The organism is Escherichia sp. GZ89 (genome assembly GCF_019366485.1).
Taxonomy (GTDB): Bacteria; Pseudomonadota; Gammaproteobacteria; order Enterobacterales; family Enterobacteriaceae; genus Escherichia; species Escherichia fergusonii.
Genome location: NZ_JAEOHX010000009.1, coordinates 185625 through 203749, shown reverse-complemented (window position 1 = coordinate 203749; position 18125 = coordinate 185625). Strand labels below are relative to the sequence as shown.

Annotated in this window: 15 protein-coding genes, 1 pseudogene and 1 riboswitch; of the genes and pseudogenes, 8 read left to right on the top strand and 8 right to left on the bottom strand. The window is 48.7% G+C overall.

Annotated elements, in window-relative coordinates; all coding sequences use genetic code 11:
* Positions 1 to 51: 51 nt before the first annotated feature.
* The gene (locus K0335_RS15710; protein ID WP_046082226.1) at positions 52 to 993 is read left to right on the top strand and encodes a sugar-binding transcriptional regulator; all 942 of its coding nucleotides are present in this window, start codon (positions 52 to 54) and stop codon (positions 991 to 993) included.
* Between the two features lie 2 nt (positions 994 to 995).
* Here the strand turns inward: K0335_RS15710 and K0335_RS15705 are convergent, their stop codons facing one another.
* A complete protein-coding gene (locus K0335_RS15705; RefSeq protein WP_000198987.1) occupies positions 996 to 2027 on the bottom strand; it encodes a substrate-binding domain-containing protein in 1032 nt (343 codons plus the stop codon).
* 161 nt (positions 2028 to 2188) lie between these two features.
* On the opposite strand from K0335_RS15705, the gene K0335_RS15700 reads away from it, so the two are divergent.
* The 3 genes from K0335_RS15700 (at position 2189) to K0335_RS15690 (ending at position 5929) form a co-directional block, all read left to right on the top strand.
* On the top strand, positions 2189 to 2938 hold the full coding sequence (locus tag K0335_RS15700; protein ID WP_001016802.1) for an SDR family oxidoreductase: 750 nt from the start codon (positions 2189 to 2191) through the stop codon (positions 2936 to 2938).
* Positions 2939 to 2948: 10 nt separating this feature from the next.
* Positions 2949 to 4553, top strand: a complete 1605-nt coding sequence (locus K0335_RS15695) for an FGGY family pentulose kinase (protein WP_104919444.1) — start codon at positions 2949 to 2951, stop codon at positions 4551 to 4553.
* A 101-nt stretch (positions 4554 to 4654) separates the two neighbouring features.
* Entirely contained in the window at positions 4655 to 5929 is a 1275-nt protein-coding gene (locus K0335_RS15690) for an RbtT/DalT/CsbX family MFS transporter (RefSeq protein WP_046076679.1), read from the top strand.
* A gap of 56 nt (positions 5930 to 5985) precedes the next feature.
* Here K0335_RS15690 and fbaB read toward each other — a convergent pair whose 3' ends face one another.
* Positions 5986 to 7038 carry a class I fructose-bisphosphate aldolase gene (gene fbaB / locus K0335_RS15685; RefSeq protein ID WP_000129550.1) on the bottom strand — a complete coding sequence of 351 codons (1053 nt, stop codon included), beginning with the start codon at positions 7036 to 7038 and terminating at the stop codon, positions 5986 to 5988.
* Between the two features lie 256 nt (positions 7039 to 7294).
* Here fbaB and K0335_RS15680 point away from each other — a divergent pair, with 256 nt between their 5' ends.
* Genes K0335_RS15680 through K0335_RS15670 form a run of 3 tightly spaced genes read left to right on the top strand, consistent with a single transcriptional unit; the run spans position 7295 to position 10535 of the window.
* Complete coding sequence (locus K0335_RS15680) at positions 7295 to 8572, top strand: nucleoside permease (protein ID WP_000858510.1); 1278 nt, start codon at positions 7295 to 7297, stop codon at positions 8570 to 8572.
* Complete coding sequence (locus tag K0335_RS15675) at positions 8569 to 9573, top strand: ADP-ribosylglycohydrolase family protein (RefSeq protein ID WP_104919441.1); 1005 nt, start codon at positions 8569 to 8571, stop codon at positions 9571 to 9573. Before K0335_RS15680 ends, K0335_RS15675 begins: the two co-directional genes overlap by 4 nt.
* The gene (locus tag K0335_RS15670) at positions 9570 to 10535 is read left to right on the top strand and encodes a carbohydrate kinase family protein (protein ID WP_104919440.1); all 966 of its coding nucleotides are present in this window, start codon (positions 9570 to 9572) and stop codon (positions 10533 to 10535) included. Before K0335_RS15675 ends, K0335_RS15670 begins: the two co-directional genes overlap by 4 nt.
* Here K0335_RS15670 and K0335_RS15665 read toward each other — a convergent pair.
* The 4 genes from K0335_RS15665 to thiM form a co-directional block, all read right to left on the bottom strand.
* Positions 10509 to 11255 carry a GntR family transcriptional regulator gene (locus K0335_RS15665; RefSeq protein WP_000434038.1) on the bottom strand — a complete coding sequence of 249 codons (747 nt, stop codon included), beginning with the start codon at positions 11253 to 11255 and terminating at the stop codon, positions 10509 to 10511. The genes K0335_RS15670 and K0335_RS15665 overlap by 27 nt on opposite strands.
* Before the next feature lie 51 nt (positions 11256 to 11306).
* Positions 11307 to 12125 carry a glycoside hydrolase family 25 protein gene (locus K0335_RS15660; RefSeq protein WP_104919439.1) on the bottom strand — a complete coding sequence of 273 codons (819 nt, stop codon included), beginning with the start codon at positions 12123 to 12125 and terminating at the stop codon, positions 11307 to 11309.
* 67 nt (positions 12126 to 12192) lie between these two features.
* A complete protein-coding gene (gene thiD, locus K0335_RS15655; protein ID WP_000822287.1) occupies positions 12193 to 12993 on the bottom strand; it encodes a bifunctional hydroxymethylpyrimidine kinase/phosphomethylpyrimidine kinase in 801 nt (266 codons plus the stop codon).
* Positions 12990 to 13778, bottom strand: coding sequence for a hydroxyethylthiazole kinase (gene thiM / locus K0335_RS15650; RefSeq protein ID WP_001182181.1), 789 nt, complete (start codon positions 13776 to 13778; stop codon positions 12990 to 12992). The genes thiD and thiM overlap by 4 nt, the downstream gene beginning before the upstream one ends.
* 32 nt (positions 13779 to 13810) lie before the next feature.
* Positions 13811 to 13907: riboswitch (TPP riboswitch) on the bottom strand.
* Positions 13908 to 14197: 290 nt separating this feature from the next.
* On the opposite strand from thiM, the gene rcnB reads away from it, so the two are divergent.
* Positions 14198 to 14536 (top strand): Ni(II)/Co(II) efflux transporter accessory subunit RcnB, encoded by a 339-nt coding sequence (gene rcnB / locus K0335_RS15645; RefSeq protein WP_002432367.1) that lies wholly within the window; start codon positions 14198 to 14200, stop codon positions 14534 to 14536.
* 51 nt (positions 14537 to 14587) lie between these two features.
* Here the strand turns inward: rcnB and K0335_RS15640 are convergent, their stop codons facing one another.
* Together K0335_RS15640 and K0335_RS15635 are read right to left on the bottom strand one after the other, a co-directional pair.
* Positions 14588 to 15616 carry a putative fimbrial-like adhesin protein gene (locus K0335_RS15640; protein WP_104919438.1) on the bottom strand — a complete coding sequence of 343 codons (1029 nt, stop codon included), beginning with the start codon at positions 15614 to 15616 and terminating at the stop codon, positions 14588 to 14590.
* 15 nt (positions 15617 to 15631) lie between these two features.
* Positions 15632 to 18116 (bottom strand): annotated as a pseudogene (locus K0335_RS15635) (fimbrial biogenesis outer membrane usher protein).
* Positions 18117 to 18125: the final 9 nt, after the last annotated feature.

The following is an 18125-nucleotide window of genomic DNA, read 5'->3' as shown; positions in this document are numbered from 1 at the left end:
TCTGTTGCGGGATTTTCACGATTCCGCACGCCACTTTTGAGGTAGGGAAACGTGAACAAAGAAGATGACATCAGGCTCGATCAAAAAGTACGGGCGGCATGGATGTACTACATTGCCGGGCTTAATCAGAGCGAAATCGCCAGCCAGTTAGGCACTTCGCGGCCAGTGGTTCAACGCCTGATAGCGGCAGCAAAAGACGAAGGGATTGTGTCGATTGGATTGCACCATCCGGTTGCCAACTGTCTCGATTATGCCCAACTGTTAAAGGAAAAGTACCAATTAACCGACTGCAATATTGTGCCGGTGTACAGTATTGAAAGTACGCTCGATAGCGTGACATTTGGCTGTTATCAACTGATGGCGCGTTACTTACAGGGTGACAAACCGACCATCGTTGGTATTGGTTCTGGCTTAACGTTGAAGAAAACCATTAAACGTATTGATTTTGATAGTCAGAATACCCGCTGTGTGGCGTTGATTAGCGCCATGAATGAACACGGACAATGCAACTATTACGACGACGTACCGCTGCTTTTGGCGAGAAAAATTCAGGGGAAATATTACCAGTGGCCTGCACCACGCTATGCTCAGTCGTGCGAAGAGTACCAAATGTGGTCAACCAACCGATTGTTCCGCAATGTCTCAACCGTGGCACGTGACTCTGATGTTATTTTCGTGGGTATCGGTGCTTTAGGTCGTCAAAGCCCTATCTTTAAAGATGGTTTTATTGATGAGCAGCAACTGGAAGAGTTAACAACACGCGGAGGCGTTGGCGAAATCCTCGGACGCTTTATTGATGCTGAAGGCAATGTTGTGGAAAGCCAGATCAATCAGATGATCACCAGCCATGATATCCGCGAAAGCAACTGCCCACGTATCGCAGCGGCCTGTGGTGAGGATAAACGTCCGGCGATCCTTGCGGCATTAAAAGGTGGGTGGATCAACGGTCTGGTTACCGATGAACACACCGCACGCTGGCTGCTGACACGTTAATCTCAGCTGACAACATTCAGGCTGGGAATGAGTTGTGGCGGTATCTCAATGCGACGCAGGGTGGTATCGCCAGAATCCACAATTTCAAACACTTTTTCGAGCATGGCGGGTACATCCTGACGAACCATATCGATATCGTGCCCAAGCAGAGAAACAAAAGGATCCCAGTCAAAACATCCCATTGGCGGTTGATTGGCTCCCGTCTGCCCGGTTTGTGCCAGCCAGCGCACCACCCCTTCAAGAGAGATTGTCGAGTTGACGAATAACCCGTGAAGCGACACTGCAGAGCTTTGGAAAACCTCTTTCAGTAATCCCTCTACACGAGCAGAAGAGTAGCCGGTAACCAGTTTATATTCATCCGGTACGGTTATCCCCAAAGCCTGATGGGCATCGACAAAACCACGTAAACGCTCAGCGGTATTGTTATCGCTGATACGTCCGCCGACAAAAATCAAAGGCGCCAACTTGCCATAGCGTTTCTGGCTGTTGGCTAAAATTCTTTCCGTCAATAATTTCGCCCCCATGTAGTTATCAGAAATGATCGACGGCGCCAGTGTTCCCGGCAGATCCAGATTCAGTGTCGGTACGCCCGCTTGCTGACACATTTTGGCTATTTTATCCGGTTGAGTCGCTCCGGTAGCAATGACCCAATCCACCTGCCAGGAGAGCATGGCGCGAGCAGCCTCAATTTCCAGTTCGGGTTGTCGCCGCGTACAGGTGATGATTGGCAGTAATCCTCTGGCTCGCGCCATCTCTTCAAATTTTTCGGCAATCGATCCAAAGTATCGGTTGTCGTATTTCGGCACAATCATGCCAATAACGTTGGATTTTTTACTGCGCAGTAAACTTGCCTGCCGATTAACGGCATAGCCTTGCTCTTCTGCAATACGGGTGACCTTCTCAGCCAGCTTTGCGCTGATGCGTCGCTTTTTCCAGTTGCCATTCAAAATAGCGCTTACCGCACTGGCAGAAACGCCGGTTAATTCTGCCAGGTCGTAAATGGTCGTTTTCTTCGTTTTCTCAACGCGTGTCACAAATTTGCCTCTTCATTTTGAATGTCTCTTGCTGAGAATTTAAGCAAGTGCTAGATCTGCTTCATCGATTGAGCAGTTTGCTTCACACGCCAGCTAAATTCCCGTTCAGTGCGTGCCAGCAAACAGAGACTATAAATTCGCCCTGGTAAAAGGATTATATGATGAATCACTCTGTGCCCTCTATGAATACTCCCCTTAATGGCAAAGTTGCGGCTATCACTGGCGCTGCGTCAGGTATTGGCCTGCAGTGTGCAAAAACGCTGCTTGATGCAGGAGCAAAGGTAGTATTGATTGACCGGGAAGGCGACAAACTGCAAAAGATTGTCGCTGAGTTAGGTGAAAACGCGTACGCGCTGCAACTCGATCTCTTCAATAATCAGCAAGTCGATAACATGTTGGCGGGCATTATCGAACTGGCGGGTGGGCTGGATATTTTTCATGCCAATGCAGGGGCTTACATTGGCGGCCCGGTGGCTGAAGGTGATCCAGATGTCTGGGATCGCGTATTAAATCTGAATATAAATGCGGCGTTTCGCTGTGTCCGTGCTGTCCTGCCACATATGATTGCGCAGAAATCGGGCGATATTATTTTTACCAGTTCCATCGCGGGCGTCGTTCCGGTTATCTGGGAACCGATCTACACCGCGTCCAAATTTGCCGTTCAGGCGTTCGTACACACTACCCGCCGCCAGGTTTCTCAATATGGCGTGCGTGTGGGTGCGGTACTGCCAGGGCCGGTAGTCACTGCCCTGCTCGATGACTGGCCAAAAGCCAAAATGGAAGAAGCCCTGGCAAATGGTAGCCTGATGCAACCGATTGAAGTGGCGGAATCAGTACTATTTATGGTGACACGCTCGAAAAATGTCACCGTGCGAGATTTAGTGATCCTGCCTGGCAGTGTCGATCTGTAAGGGCGCAATCATGACAATAACCAAAACCGTTATTGGTGTTGATGTGGGATCAGGCAGTGTCCGCGCCGGGATTTTTGATCTCAACGGATCTCTGCTATCCCATGCCACAGAAAAAATCACGACTACACGGCGCAGCGGAAGCCGCGTGGAACAATCCAGCCAGGAGATCTGGCAGGCGGTCTGTTCATGTATTCGTAATGCGCTCACTCTGGCAGACGTTTGTGCACAAAGTGTGGCAGGCATCGGTTTTGATGCCACCTGTTCTCTGGTGGTTCTGGATAAAAACGGTGGTCCATTGCCTGTCAGCCCGGAAAGCGATGCAAAGCAAAATATCATTGTGTGGATGGATCACCGCGCCACCGAACAAGCAGAGCGAATCAATGCCACTCATCATCCGGTGCTGAACTACGTAGGTGGTAAAATTTCGCCTGAAATGGAAACACCGAAAATTCTCTGGCTGAAAGAAAATATGCCTGAGATCTACGAACGTGCCGGACAATTTTTCGATCTGGCCGATTTTCTCACCTGGCGGGCTACCGGTGATTTAGCGCGTTCTGTATGCACTGTTACCTGTAAATGGACGTGGCTGGCGCATGAAAATCGCTGGGATCCAGATTACTTCCGCACCATTGGCCTTGCAGAGTTAGCGGATGAAGATTTTATTCGCATTGGTCATCATATTGTTTCTCCCGGAACTCCTTGTGGAAATGGTTTAACAGCACAAGCCGCAGCAGAGATGGGATTACTCCCCGGCACACCTGTCGCTGTGGGGTTAATTGATGCTCACGCTGGTGGCATCGGTACGGTTGGCGTAGAAGGTGGAGCGCTGAACAATCTCGCGTATGTTTTCGGCACTTCTTCATGCACCATGGCATCTACCACTTCTCCCTCGTTTGTACCGGGTGTCTGGGGGCCATATTACAGTGCGATGGTTCCAGGGCTGTGGTTAGTTGAAGGCGGGCAAAGTGCTGCGGGAGCGGCTATTGACCAGCTACTGGATTTCCATCCGGCAGTTGAAGAAGCTCGCGAAATGGCACAACGAGTGAATCAGCCTCTCCCCGTCTGGCTTGCTGATCGAATCCTCGAAAAAACGGCGCAACCATCAGATGCTGTCACCCTGGCAAAAGGGCTACACGTGGTGCCGGAATTTCTCGGAAATCGCGCCCCCTTCGCAGATCCTCATGCCAGAGCGATAATTTGTGGCCTGGGTATGGAGCGAGATCTGGATAATTTACTCGCCTTGTATATCGCTGGATTATGCGGAATTGGTTATGGTCTGCGCCAAATTCTCGACGCTCAAACAGCGCAGGGGGTAGTGAGTAAAAATATCGTTATTAGCGGCGGTGCCGGGCAGCATCCACTGGTACGACAAATTTTGGCAGATACCTGCGGCCTTCCGGTTATTACCACGCAATGCTGCGAACCGGTTTTATTAGGCTCGGCCATTCTTGGTGCTGTCGCCGGAAATATTGCACCTTCTGTTGGCGAAGCAATGCAACAATTCACCCATGTGGATAAATATTATTACCCGCAAGAACGCTATCAATCTCTTCATTATCGTCGATATGAGGCCTATAAGCAGTTGCAGCATACTGCAAAATTACTCAGAGATTAATTAACCAGCCGCCTGACGCTGTTTTCAGGCAATCAATAATAACGACTCACTCCGGTAATATCCCGGAGTGCATTCATCTGCACCCTAAAAACGAGGTTTATATGTCCAGAAATAATAAACAGTGGTTGGGTTTGCCACTGCATCTGATATGGGGATATATCGCCATCGCAGTATTTATGACTGGTGATGGTTTCGAACTCGCATTCTTATCGCACTATATTAAATCGTTAGGCTTCACACCTGCGGAAGCCTCTTTTGCCTTTACGCTCTACGGCCTGGCGGCTGCCCTTTCCGCCTGGGTTTCTGGGGTAGTAGCGGAAATCATCACGCCGCAAAAAACCATGCTGATTGGTTTTGTCCTATGGTGCGTATTCCACGTGCTGTTTCTGGTCTTTGGATTAGGACAGGCAAACTATGGGTTAATCCTGCTGTTTTACGGGATTCGTGGTTTAGCGTATCCGCTATTTCTCTACTCATTTATCGTCGTTATTATTCATAACGTGCGTAGCGAAAATTCCAGTTCTGCTCTGGGTTGGTACTGGGCGGTATATTCAGTAGGGATCGGTGTTGCTGGCAGTTATATTCCCAGTTTTACCATTCCGGCTATAGGTGAAATGGGAACGTTATGGCTGGCGCTGGCCTTCTGCTTTGCTGGCGGTGTCATTGCTATGATCTCCTTGCGTCATGTTAAAACACCAGATCATATGCATAATTTAACGCCCCGTGAGAAGTTTGCGGAATTAAGCCGGGCAGTAACGTTACTTTATACCAACCGCAATATTTTTCTCTCCAGTATTGTACGTATTATAAATACCTTATCGTTATTCGGTTTTGCGGTCATTATGCCAATGATGTTTGTGGATGAACTGGGATTCACCACGTCTGAATGGTTGCAGGTCTGGGCGGCATTTTTCTTTACCACTATTTTCTCTAATATTTTTTGGGGAATTGTTGCAGAAAAAATGGGCTGGATGCGTGTTATTCGCTGGTTTGGTTGCCTCGGGATGGCAGCATCAAGTTTAGCGTTTTACTATATGCCGCAATACTTTGGTCACAACTACTGGATGGCAATGATTCCGGCGATTGCTCTGGGAACTTTTGTTGCTGCATTTGTACCGATGGCCGCTGTCTTCCCGGCACTGGAACCAAAACACAAAGGTGCTGCAATCTCGGTTTACAACCTCTCTGCGGGTATGTCTAACTTCCTGGCTCCGGCAATTGCCGTGGTTTTATTACCGTGGTTTAGTACTATCGGTGTGGTCATTGCCTATACAGCATTGTATCTATTGGCGTTTATCCTTTGCGCATTCATTCGCGTTGAGCAGCCAGGATTCAGTTCTGCACCGGTTACTGAGAAAGCACTGAATATCACCTGACAAACGTAGCGCATCAATCACTCATCCTCTCCCGCATGGGAGAGGATGATTTCACATCAGGCGATAGTGACTTTGTTATCGAGATAAACGTCCTGCACAGCGTTAATCAATTTCACGCCATCAGCCATTGATTTCTTAAATGCTTTCCGCCCCAGAATCAGCCCCATACCGCCTGCGCGTTTATTAATTACCGCAGTACGCACCGCATCACTAAGGTCAGTTTCTCCGCCTGCCGCCCCACCTGAGTTGATAAGCCCGGCACGCCCCATATAGCAGTTAGCTAACTGATAACGCACCAGATCAATCGGGTTTTCGCTGGTCAACTTGCTGTACACGCGATCGTCGGTATAACCGTAATTAATCGCTTTATAACCGCCGTTATTTTCCGCCATTTTTTGTTTGACGATATCTGCACCTATGGTTGCCGCCAGATGGTTCGCCTGACCTGTCAGGTCGGCGGAAACATGGTAATCAACGCCATCTTTCTTAAAGGCGGAGTTACGCAAATAGGCCCACAGCACGGTCACCATGCCCAGCTCATGCGCGCGTTCAAAGGCCGCAGAAATTTCTTCAATCTGGCGACGTGACTCTTCCGAGCCAAAATAGATAGTCGCCCCAACCGCCACCGCGCCCATGTTGAACGCCTGCTCCACGCTGGCATACAGCGTTTGATCGTAGGTATTCGGGTAACTTAGCGTCTCGTTGTGATTAAGTTTAACGAGGAATGGAATGCGATGCGCGTAACGCCGCGATACCGATGCCAGCACGCCGTAGGTTGACGCCACACAGTTACAGCCCGCTTCGATCGCCAGTTCAACAATGTTTTTCGGGTCAAAGTAGAGCGGGTTAGCGGCAAATGAAGCTCCGGCAGAGTGCTCAACGCCCTGGTCAACCGGCAGAATAGAAAGATATCCTGTGCCAGCCAGACGCCCGGTGTTATATAGCGTCTGCATATTACGTAGTACTGCGGGGGGGCGATTATTATCGATCATTACACGGTCTACGTAGTCGTGTCCGGGAAGGTAAAGCTGGTCAGAAGGAATAGTCATACAACGGTGCTGTAAAAGGTTGTCGGCGTCTTTGCCAAGCAACTGCGCAATATCAGTCATTACTATGCTCCCGTAAATTCCGATTGGGTATCGGCTATGGATTGTCCTGGCCCGCCTTTTGCGGGCAATCATAATCCTGGTCGTTACGAGCGAATTTTTCCATCTTCTGGATGTTTTTTCAGCGTTTTCTGTTGGCACGATTCATCAGAAAAAGTGTTACAGCGGTCAAGTTTTCACCGCAAAGGTATTTAAAAGGTATTATTAAGTGGTATTGTCAGCGCGTACCTTACATTACCTGTCATGAAGGAATTAAAAGATGAAAACAACAGCAAAGCTGTCGTTCATGATGTTTGTTGAATGGTTTATCTGGGGCGCGTGGTTTGTGCCATTGTGGTTGTGGCTAAGTAAAAGCGGTTTTAGTGCCGGAGAAATTGGCTGGTCGTATGCCTGTACCGCCATTGCGGCGATCCTGTCGCCGATTCTGGTTGGCTCCATCACTGACCGCTTTTTCTCGGCGCAGAAAGTGCTGGCGGTATTGATGTTCGCTGGTGCGGTGCTGATGTATTTCGCTGCGCAACAGACTACTTTTGCCGGGTTCTTCCCGTTACTGCTGGCCTACTCATTGACCTATATGCCGACCATTGCGCTGACTAACAGCATCGCGTTTGCTAACGTCCCGGATGTGGAGCGTGATTTTCCGCGCATTCGTGTACTGGGGACTATCGGCTGGATTGCCTCTGGTCTGGTCTGCGGATTCCTGCCTCAGATGCTGGGATATGACGATATCTCACCAACCAATATTCCACTGTTAATTACCGCCGGAAGCTCCGCATTGCTCGGTGCGTTTGCCTTGTTCCTGCCAGACACGCCGCCAAAAAGCACCGGCAAAATGGACATTAAAGTCATGCTCGGCCTGGATGCGCTGATCCTGCTGCGCGATAAAAACTTCCTCGTCTTTTTCTTCTGTTCATTCCTGTTTGCGATGCCTCTGGCGTTCTATTACATCTTTGCCAACGGTTATCTGACTGAAGTCGGCATGAAAAATGCCACCGGCTGGATGACGCTCGGCCAGTTCTCTGAAATCTTTTTTATGCTGGCATTGCCGTTTTTCACCAAACGCTTTGGTATCAAAAAGGTATTATTACTTGGTCTGGTCACCGCTGCGATCCGCTATGGCTTCTTTATTTACGGTAGTGCGGATGAATATTTCACCTACGCGTTACTGTTCCTCGGCATTTTGCTACATGGCGTAAGTTACGATTTTTACTACGTTACCGCTTACATCTATGTCGATAAAAAAGCCCCCGTGCATATGCGTACCGCCGCGCAGGGACTGATCACGCTCTGCTGCCAGGGATTCGGCAGTTTGCTCGGCTATCGTCTTGGTGGCGTGATGATGGAGAAGATGTTTGCTTATCAGGAACCGGTAAACGGGCTGACCTTCAACTGGGCCGGGATGTGGACTTTCGGTGCGGTGATGATTGCCATTATCGCCGTGCTGTTCATGATTTTTTTCCGCGAATCCGACAACGAAATTACGGCTATCAAGGTCGATGATCGCGATATTGCGTTGACACAAGGGGAAGTTAAATGAAAACAGAACGTATTCTCGGTGCTCTTTACGGGCAGGCGTTAGGGGATGCGATGGGTATGCCGTCCGAGCTTTGGCCGCGCTCCCGCGTCAAAGCACACTTTGGCTGGATTGACCGTTTTTTGCCTGGCCCAAAGGAGAATAACGCGGCCTGTTATTTTAACCGCGCCGAATTTACCGACGATACCTCGATGGCGCTGTGTCTGGCAGATGCGCTATTGGAACGTGAAGGCGAGATCGACCCGGATCTGATTGGGCGTAATATTCTCGACTGGGCGCTACGTTTCAACGCCTTTAACAAAAACGTGCTTGGCCCAACTTCGAAGATTGCGCTTAACGCCATTCGCGACGGTAAACCTGTTGCTGAACTGGAAAACAATGGCGTGACCAACGGCGCGGCAATGCGCGTCTCGCCATTAGGTTGTTTACTTCCGGCGCGCGATATTGACTCTTTTATTGATGATGTGGCGCTGGCCTCCAGCCCGACCCATAAATCCGATCTGGCGATTGCGGGGGCGGTAGTCATCGCATGGGCGATTTCTCGTGCCATTGACGGAGAAAGCTGGTCAGCGATTGTTGATTCACTGCCCTCAATTGCGCGACATGCTCAACAAAAACGCATCACTACCTTCAGCGCCTCACTGGCGGCACGTCTGGAGATTGCGCTGAAAATAGTGCGCAATGCCGACGGCACCGAATCCGCCAGCGAACAGCTTTATCAGGTCGTTGGCGCAGGCACCAGCACCATTGAGTCCGTGCCGTGCGCCATTGCGCTGGTTGAGCTGGCACAAACCGATCCGAACCGTTGCGCCGTCCTTTGCGCTAACCTTGGCGGCGACACTGACACCATCGGCGCCATGGCGACGGCGATTTGCGGCGCGTTGCATGGCGTTAACGCAATCGATCCTGCGTGTAAGAGAGAACTGGATGCGGTAAATCAGCTTGATTTCAACCGCTATGCCACGGCGCTGGCGAAATATCGTCAACAACGGGAGGCGGTATGAGCGGCGCTCGATTACACACGTTGCTGCCTGAATTAACCACGCGTCAGCCGGTAATGGTTGTCGGCGCGGCGGTCATTGATGTGATCGCCGACGCCTACGCCCTGCCCTGGCGCGGGTGCGATATCGAACTGAAACAGCAGAGCGTTAACGTTGGTGGCTGCGCACTGAATATTGCCGTGGCGTTAAAGCGCCTCGGCATCGAAGCGGGCAATGCCCTGCCGCTCGGCCAGGGTGTGTGGGCGGAGATTATTCGCAACCGGATGACGAAAGAGGGATTAATCAGCCTCATCAATAACGCCGAAGGCGATAACGGCTGGTGTCTGGCGCTGGTTGAGCCTGATGGCGAACGCACCTTTATGTCGTTCAGTGGTGTAGAAAATCAGTGGAATCGCGAATGGCTGGCGCGATTAGCCGTTGCGCCTGGCAGCCTGCTCTATTTTTCCGGTTATCAACTGGCCTCGCCCTGCGGTGAATTGTTAGTGGAATGGCTGGAGAGTCTGCAAGGCGTGACGCCGTTCATCGATTTTGGCCCACGTATTGGCGATATCCCGGATGCATTACTGGCGCGAATCATGGCCTGTCGACCTTTAGTGTCACTCAATCGTCAAGAGGCTGAGATTGCCGCCGAACGTTTTGCTTTATCCGCAGAGATAACAACACTTGGCAAACAATGGCAGGAGAAATTTGCCACGCCGTTGATCGTTCGTCTGGATAAAGAAGGCGCATGGTATTTCAGCAATAACGCTTCTGGCTGCATCCCGGCATTTCCAACGCAAGTTGTAGACACCATTGGGGCGGGCGACAGTCATGCAGGTGGCGTACTAGCTGGACTGGCCTCTGGTCTGCCTCTGGCGGATGCCGTATTGCTGGGCAATGCAGTGGCGTCGTGGGTTGTTGGGCATCGGGGCGGTGATTGTGCGCCAACCCGCGAGGAACTACTCCTCACACACAAAAACGTATAGATCGCTGCGACAGTGGCTGATGCTGTACTCAATAGGCCGTTGCTGTTGGTCAAGCGCCACTTGCTTGATCACCAGCACCGGTATTTTGCTATCTAACTGAATATGTGACTGAAACTCGGCATCCGGCATCCGGGCGCTAACGCGGGAACGCGTACGCTGTGGGTAAATGTGCTGGCTGCGGAAATAGTCATAAAGAGAAATTCCGATGGCATCAACATCATGAATTAAATGCGCCGGAACCCACGACTCCTCAATCGATACCGCTTCTTCATCGACATAGCGAATACGCTTAAGCAAAAAGACATCACTTCCTGCTTCGACCGCCAGCTGCTGCGCCACCTCTTCAGGGCATTTGACCACTCGCTTGTTAACCCACAGCGTATCGGGCTTTTTCCCACGCAACACCACCTGCTGAGAAAAACCTCGCGCTTCTTTCAGCGAATATTCGAAGATGTTGTTGATTTGCGTACCGTAGCCACGCGAACGCGTCACCACGCCCTCTTCTTCCAGCGCCTGCATCGCCTTGCGAACCGTAATGCGCGAAACGCCGGTTAACTGACTTAAATCACGCTCGCCGGGCAAAATATTTCCATGTTCCAGCACCCCGCTGCGCACGGCATTTTTCACCGTTTCGGCAAACTTAATATAAAGCGGCGTGTTATCCGCCGCTAAAATACGTTCGTTCAACTGGGCGATAAGCTGGGTATGCGCTTGTTCCATGAGTCTTTTTCCAGGCGAGAAGTCTGGAGGAAGTATATCACTGCTGGTTATTTAAGGCGTTTCTTTAATCCCATCAACGAATCCCTGCAGCTCCTCCACCGTGCCATTAAACACATTAAAATCCACCGGGCCATTAATGCCATCTACCTGGCCACGGTCGGAATGCTGCCAGAAACGCCATTCCATGCCGTCATTGTCCGGACGACGTTGATAGTAGTGCGCAACCCACCACGGATACTCATTGAAATACCCCGCCAAATTCGTGTGATAAAACGTCGCGCCTGCATAAATAATCGGCTTTTTTCCTGTGCTTTTTTCGACCATGTTTAGCCACTGACTTACCCGCTTGCGTAATTCCTTCGCCGATAATTTTCCTCGCTCTTCTACGTCCAGCACAGCAGGGAGATCGCCGTGGGCAAAATCCACCGTTTGCAGAAATAATCGCGCCTGAACTGAGGCGGATACCGACGGGGAAAAATAATGATACGCCCCACGCAACAGGCCATTTTCGCGGCTTAGTTGCCAGTTACGCGAAAAATACGGATCCACCAGCTTTTCGCCTTCCGTCGCCTTGATAAAAGCAAACTGTAAGCGGATACCGTTGTCGCGCATTTTTGCCACCCGCTGCCAGTCGATCCGCTCCTGCCAGCGCGAAACATCTATTCCGTGAATGGTATAAGTGGCAGGAATGCGAATAGAAAAAGATTTGACCGGGCGGTAACCATAAAAGTGAATATAGTCTTTGATCTGAATTGCTGTGGAATAGAAAAAATTAACCGTCTGGCTGGGATAAATCGCCACGATGGAAATTAGCCCAAGGGCACAAAGTAAGGCGGTAAATCTTTTACGACTGGCAATCCATAGCTGCATTGGCTTCATCCCTGCATTTTCAGCACAAGCAGGCTGAAAAAAATCCAAAGCAGCTATATTACGGTGTTTACCACCAGGCGTGGAAGTGGTGAACCGGACCAATTCCGTGCCCCACTTCCAGCGTGTCGGCCTGCGCTAACGCAGCAGAAAGCCAACTTTTTGCCTCCTGTACGGTGTCAGCCCAGTTTGTATGGCGCGGGCGTAGTGCAGCCAACGCCGCAGAGAGCGTACAACCAGTGCCGTGAGTGTTTTTGGTCATAATGCGCGGTGCAGTAAACCGTTGTTCCCCCTCACGGGTAAACAGCCAGTCCGGGCTTTGCTCATCATCCAGATGACCGCCTTTCATCAGCACTGCGCCACAGCCCATCGCTAACAGCGCTCGTCCTTGTTCCAGCATTTCCTGTTCGTTGCGCGCATGTGGCACGTCGAGCAAGGCAGCTGCTTCGGGCAAGTTTGGCGTTATTAATGAAACCTGTGGCAATAATCGACTGCGCAGCGTGGCAACCGCCGAAGGTGAAAGCAGAGGGTCGCCGCTTTTTGCCAGCATAACGGTGTCGAGTACCACGTTTTGGATCTGATAACGTTGCAACCGTTCTGCCACCGCTTCAACAATATCGGTTTCCGCCAGCATACCGATTTTAGTAGTGTCGATTCGCACATCGCTGAACACCGAATCGAGCTGGGCGGCGACAAAATCAGGCTCAATGCGATATACGGATTGCACGCCACGAGTGTTTTGCGCCACCAGCGCAGTGATTACCGAGCAACCGTACGCACCTAGCGCCGAGAAGGTTTTAAGATCGGCCTGAATCCCTGCGCCACCGCTCGGATCAGTACCGGCAATCGTCAGAGCGTTAATTCGTTTCATGCCTGCACCTCCTGCGTCAATTGCCAGAGCGCATCAAGAAAATGGGGAACAAAACTGCCAGGCCCTTCACTTCTGGCGACGGCGCGTTCTCCGGCTTGTTTCATCCAGTGACAGGCAGATGCGACATTTTCCAGCGTATCACCTGGTAACGCACAACAGGCAGCGACAACCGCCGATAATGCACAGCCAGTTCCCACAACCTTGGTCATTAAAGGATCACCGCCGCCAACGCCGACAGTTCGTCGTCCATCGGTAACATAATCAACCTCGCCAGTAACCACTACCACTGCACCAGTTTCCTGAGCCAGCATAACTGCAGCGGGTAACGCGTTCGCTACCACATCCGTGCTATCAACACCGCGCCCACTATTGCTGACACCTGCTAATGCCATGATTTCGGAGGCATTCCCCCGAATTGCATCAGGATTAAGTGATAAAAGCTCTGTACAAAAATGGCGTCGATAATCAAGCGAACCAACAGCTACCGGGTCCAGCGTCCAGGGGGTTTTTACCCGTTTTGCATGGACTACAGCTGCACGCATTGCGTGCGCACGCGCTTGGGTGAGAGTGCCAACATTTATTAACAATGCACTGGCAACAGCAGCAAACTGGCTGGCTTCTTCTGTTTCAATCACCATTGCGGGGGAAGCACCTAGCGCCAGCAAAGTGTTGGCAGTAAAAGTTTGCACTACATCATTGGTCATGCAGTGTGTAAGTGGCGATAGCGTGTGAAATTTTTGTAATGTTAACGCCGCAGTTTTGCGGCTTAGCAGGTCAGGCTGCATATTTTAGCTCCTGCCCGCGTGAAAGAAGGGACACGAGCAGTGTCTGACTTCCCTACGCTGGCATTATCCAGATCAGGTGATACGGGTATTTCTCAGCCTTCACGTAGAAGGGCACCCCGAGTCGTTGAAGCTATACTCGTCATAGTTCAAGTTGCATGTGCTGCGACTGAAATTATTTAGCGTATAATTTTGGCTTCGATAACAAGGATACTGCCTTGATAATCCAATGTAAATCGGCCTGGATGATTCCTAAACTGTTAGCCTTGCAGGGAAAATAAAAATAATTTATGCCGCCTGTGGGTGCTATCGTTTACACTTTTTACGCAATCAGTAGAATCCTAACAAAATATTTCTTGTCAGGATTATGCATGACAGAAATGATACCCGACTGATTTGAAGACCCGGAAAGTGGAGTGAATATGGGTGTGAAAACTAACATGTTGCTGGGTGCAGTACTGCTGGCAACAAGTGCTGCATGGGCCGCACCGACGACAACAGGTTCAGGCAATACTTCAGGTATTGCAAAATACGAATTAAGCAGCTTCATTGCTGATTTCAAGCATTTTAAGCCTGGCGATACCGTACCGGCGTTATACCGTACTAATGAATACAACATAAAGCAGTGGCAGTTGCGTAACTTACCAGCACCCGCCGCTGGCACACACTGGACTTATATGGGCGGTGCTTACGTGTTGATTAACGACACTGATGGCAAAATTATTAAAGCCTACGATGGCGAAATTTTTTACCATCGATAAAAAAATCCCCCTCATCCAGAGGGGGAATAAAATATTACTACTCCTGATATTTTAATCATATTTCATTGCGATAATAACGGTTGCTTTAAGGTCGCCTGGTTTGGCTTTACTTTTATCAAGAACATAATACCTGGCTGTAATAGGTATCTGCACTTCATTGCTGCCCACATATCCTGCTTTAGCAACTTCCCATAAACTACTAATGCCACTAACATTACCTGCATTAACACCAATCGTTAACTGTTTTGTTCCTGACTCCAGCACAAATCCAACAGCGTTATTTTCATCACCTTTCAGAACATCATTCCTGTTGGTTATTAAATCACTACTATAAAGATAAACCGTCATTTTACGCGTGGATTGTTTTCGCTCACCAAACAAGTTATCGCACTGCAGTTTGATATTTTCAGTGGCACTGGTTGTACTTTTTCCTGACTGAGGCAACTCAGAAAGTGTGGTATTTGGCAAAGTTATGCTCAGGTCTTGCGGTTTACAGGTAGATTGCTTTCTGTTCCAGGTTATTCGTAAATCTGAGGAATAGAATCCGCCAACCCTGGCCAGTGCGTTTCGGTAATTTGTAATACAGGTATTCCAGCCTTTGCCGAACACGACACACCAAAAAAGGTCAGAAAATGCATCATTCTTTGAAGTTGACGACGCACTGGAGAGCGATGCGATATCCTTAATTAAAACGCTATTTGAGGAATCAGCAGAAATATTAGCAGTTGTGCTACTGCTTACTTCACTAACTGTCACCTTATAGCTTGCAGGAAAAACTCCCTTACTTGAATCCAATTTAATATCTTGACCATCAATCCAGGTAATGGTCAGTTTTAATTTCACGCTATTATCATAAAAACCGACGATAATATCTGAAGGTTTCAATGGACTGACTGTATTTGTCCCGGAACAAGACATATCATTATATTGATGAGAAAATACTTCGCTCTGCGTAGGGTTGAGCACAAAATATTCATTCACAACCATTGAATCCTGGTAAGTAATATTTCCACTACAACCTGCCGACACACCATGTGTCATAAGTACCAGTAAAAACGCGATAAATATTTTTAATTTCATAGAATCACCCACCTGCTACCGGCAAATATAAACCTTGCTTTCATCAATTGTCTTATCAAAGGTAATGGTGCATGAAAGCCCTTTTTCTTTATCTACAGCGACACTGATTTCTGGTGGTATCTCATTAGTTCGAATAAATAACTGACTTCCCTGCCCAACCACACCGACATCATGCCCATGAATATCAAGCACTTCATAGCCGAAGATCAATGGTGAACCATCATGACGTTTAGCTTTAATAAACCAGGGTTTGCGTTGGTCAGTTTCAAAATTAATCTGCACAACCGCACCACGATAAGGGGCAACAATTTTTCGATTTCCCTTTAACTCTGTATCGCTGGAACTTTGTGAAATATCCAGCATCAGATGATTTTCGCGAAATGGCGTTAAGTTATCGTAAATAACAGTGCCGTTTTTATCTGTAGTGCGATATTTTTGCCCATTGACATACGCCCCTTGTAAGCCAGGTGCCTGCATAATCGCCAGCGTGTCAGTGAGTCGGTTTGTCACATTTACCCCACCGGCCCATGCCACCATCCCACCAGAAATACTACCGCCCATCTGAGTATAATTAGATGACTGACTGTAGTTGGCATTTACAATCGCCGCTGGTCCGTTCCAGGTAATATTTGCACCTGCCGCCGTTTCATGGGCCTCTTTTTGGTGGCTAAAATTAAAACCATAATTAAATTGATCACGCTCACCGGCAACTCCGTTAATTCCCGTATTATTTGCGGTGTAACCCGCATTATCAAAAGTGGTTGAGTTTGATAAACTCAACTGCCGCCGTGTTGTGGTAATATCATCACCCCAGTCAAATGGCACTGAGATAAATAAGTTAAAGCGTTTTTCAGCTTTTCTATCTGCATCGTATGTTTGGCTGGCAGAAAAAATATAACTAATTTTTTTTCCAGTTATTAGAATAACTCAACTGATAATCTTTGCTGTCACCACTGCGTTGCCAATAATCTCGCCATAGTGCGCTAACCGCCAGTGATCCAAGACCTTCTGGTAATGACTGGCTGATATTGGCTGAAAATGTATTTTTGCGACCAAAATCATTCTGGTAATAATCACCAATATCATAAACATCATTCTCATCACGACGATAACTGTCTTTATTATTTGCCCAGACGTGATCGTTAAATGTACGGTATCCGCTGGAAGAGTAGCGATAAGCGGCCAACCCAAACCGGGTTGAGGTCTGACTCAGATATTTATTCCACGCAATTTGATAACTCTGCCCATTAAAGACGTCACCATTTTCCTGCTTACTGTGCGATTGCGTGGCATCCAGTGAAATCGCCCCGATTCGTGTATTCCAGCCAGTGCCAAGGGTAAACGCATTGTAATGTTCGGCTACCATCGAGCCGCCATACAGAGTGAGCAAATTATTAAAACCATACTGAACGCTAAGTTGCGCAAAATCTGCCTGCTCACTGGCACCTTCTATATGGCTGCGCCCGGCTGCAATGTCATATTTGTAAACGCCAGGTTGCAGCATATTGGGTACTGAGGCAAAAGGCACCAGGTAAGTGTTAACCTGACCATCTGCTTCTTTTACCGTAACATCAAGATCAGCGCCGCCACCAGCAAGCTGTAAATCAGCAATGGCAAATGGACCTGGTGGGACTTCTTTTTGGTAAACAACGAATCCGTTCTGCTCAATGGTCACCAGGGCGTTGCTGTGCGCAATACCTTGCACTATGGGGGTAAAGCTATGTTTGGAGTTAGGTAACATCGCCATATCGCGAAACAAATGCAAACCACGGAATCGTACCGAATCGAATATTTGTGCTGAGGTGTATATATCACCTGCCCGCAGGGTGCTTAGGGTAGAGGCAAATCCACGCTCCAGATATAAGGTGTTGCTTTTCCACTCACCGCTACTGTTATCGGCTTTGTTAAAACTGGCATCGGAATGCAGCTGCCAGCCCAACAGATTTATGCCGCTATTGAAACGTGCATAGGTACTTTTGTTATTGCCTGCACTTTTAAAATCGCTGTAATACTGGCTAAAATAATAAGAAGTATAAAACGCATTAATTCCCCGGTCCCAATTTTCCGGTAAAACATATCCTGGTTCTACTTCAATAACAAAAGCCTGGGGCACGCTAAGATCCAGTCTGAATACACCAATATCAAAAGCAAAACTGCCACTTCTGATGATTTCACGTAAAGGCACACAATCCGTAGATTGTTTTGTTTGTAAATTTGGCAGCAAAACACCTAAATTTGCTATAATTTCTGCTGACAGACAGGTTTCAGAGGGTTCGTCAGTAATATTGATATTATATTTCCCCCGCCATTGCTTATTAACATAGATATCCAACTCATAATCACCAGGAATTGGTTTGTTCGGATCAAGCTGGAAATGGGTAACTTTCTTATCTTTCATACCACCCATTAAAAAATGGGTATCAAAGGTTTCGGTCGCTTGAGCCTGAAATGTAAACAAGACAGCTAAGATAGCCAAAGCGACTGGCTTCATTTCTGGCATAGACAGCCC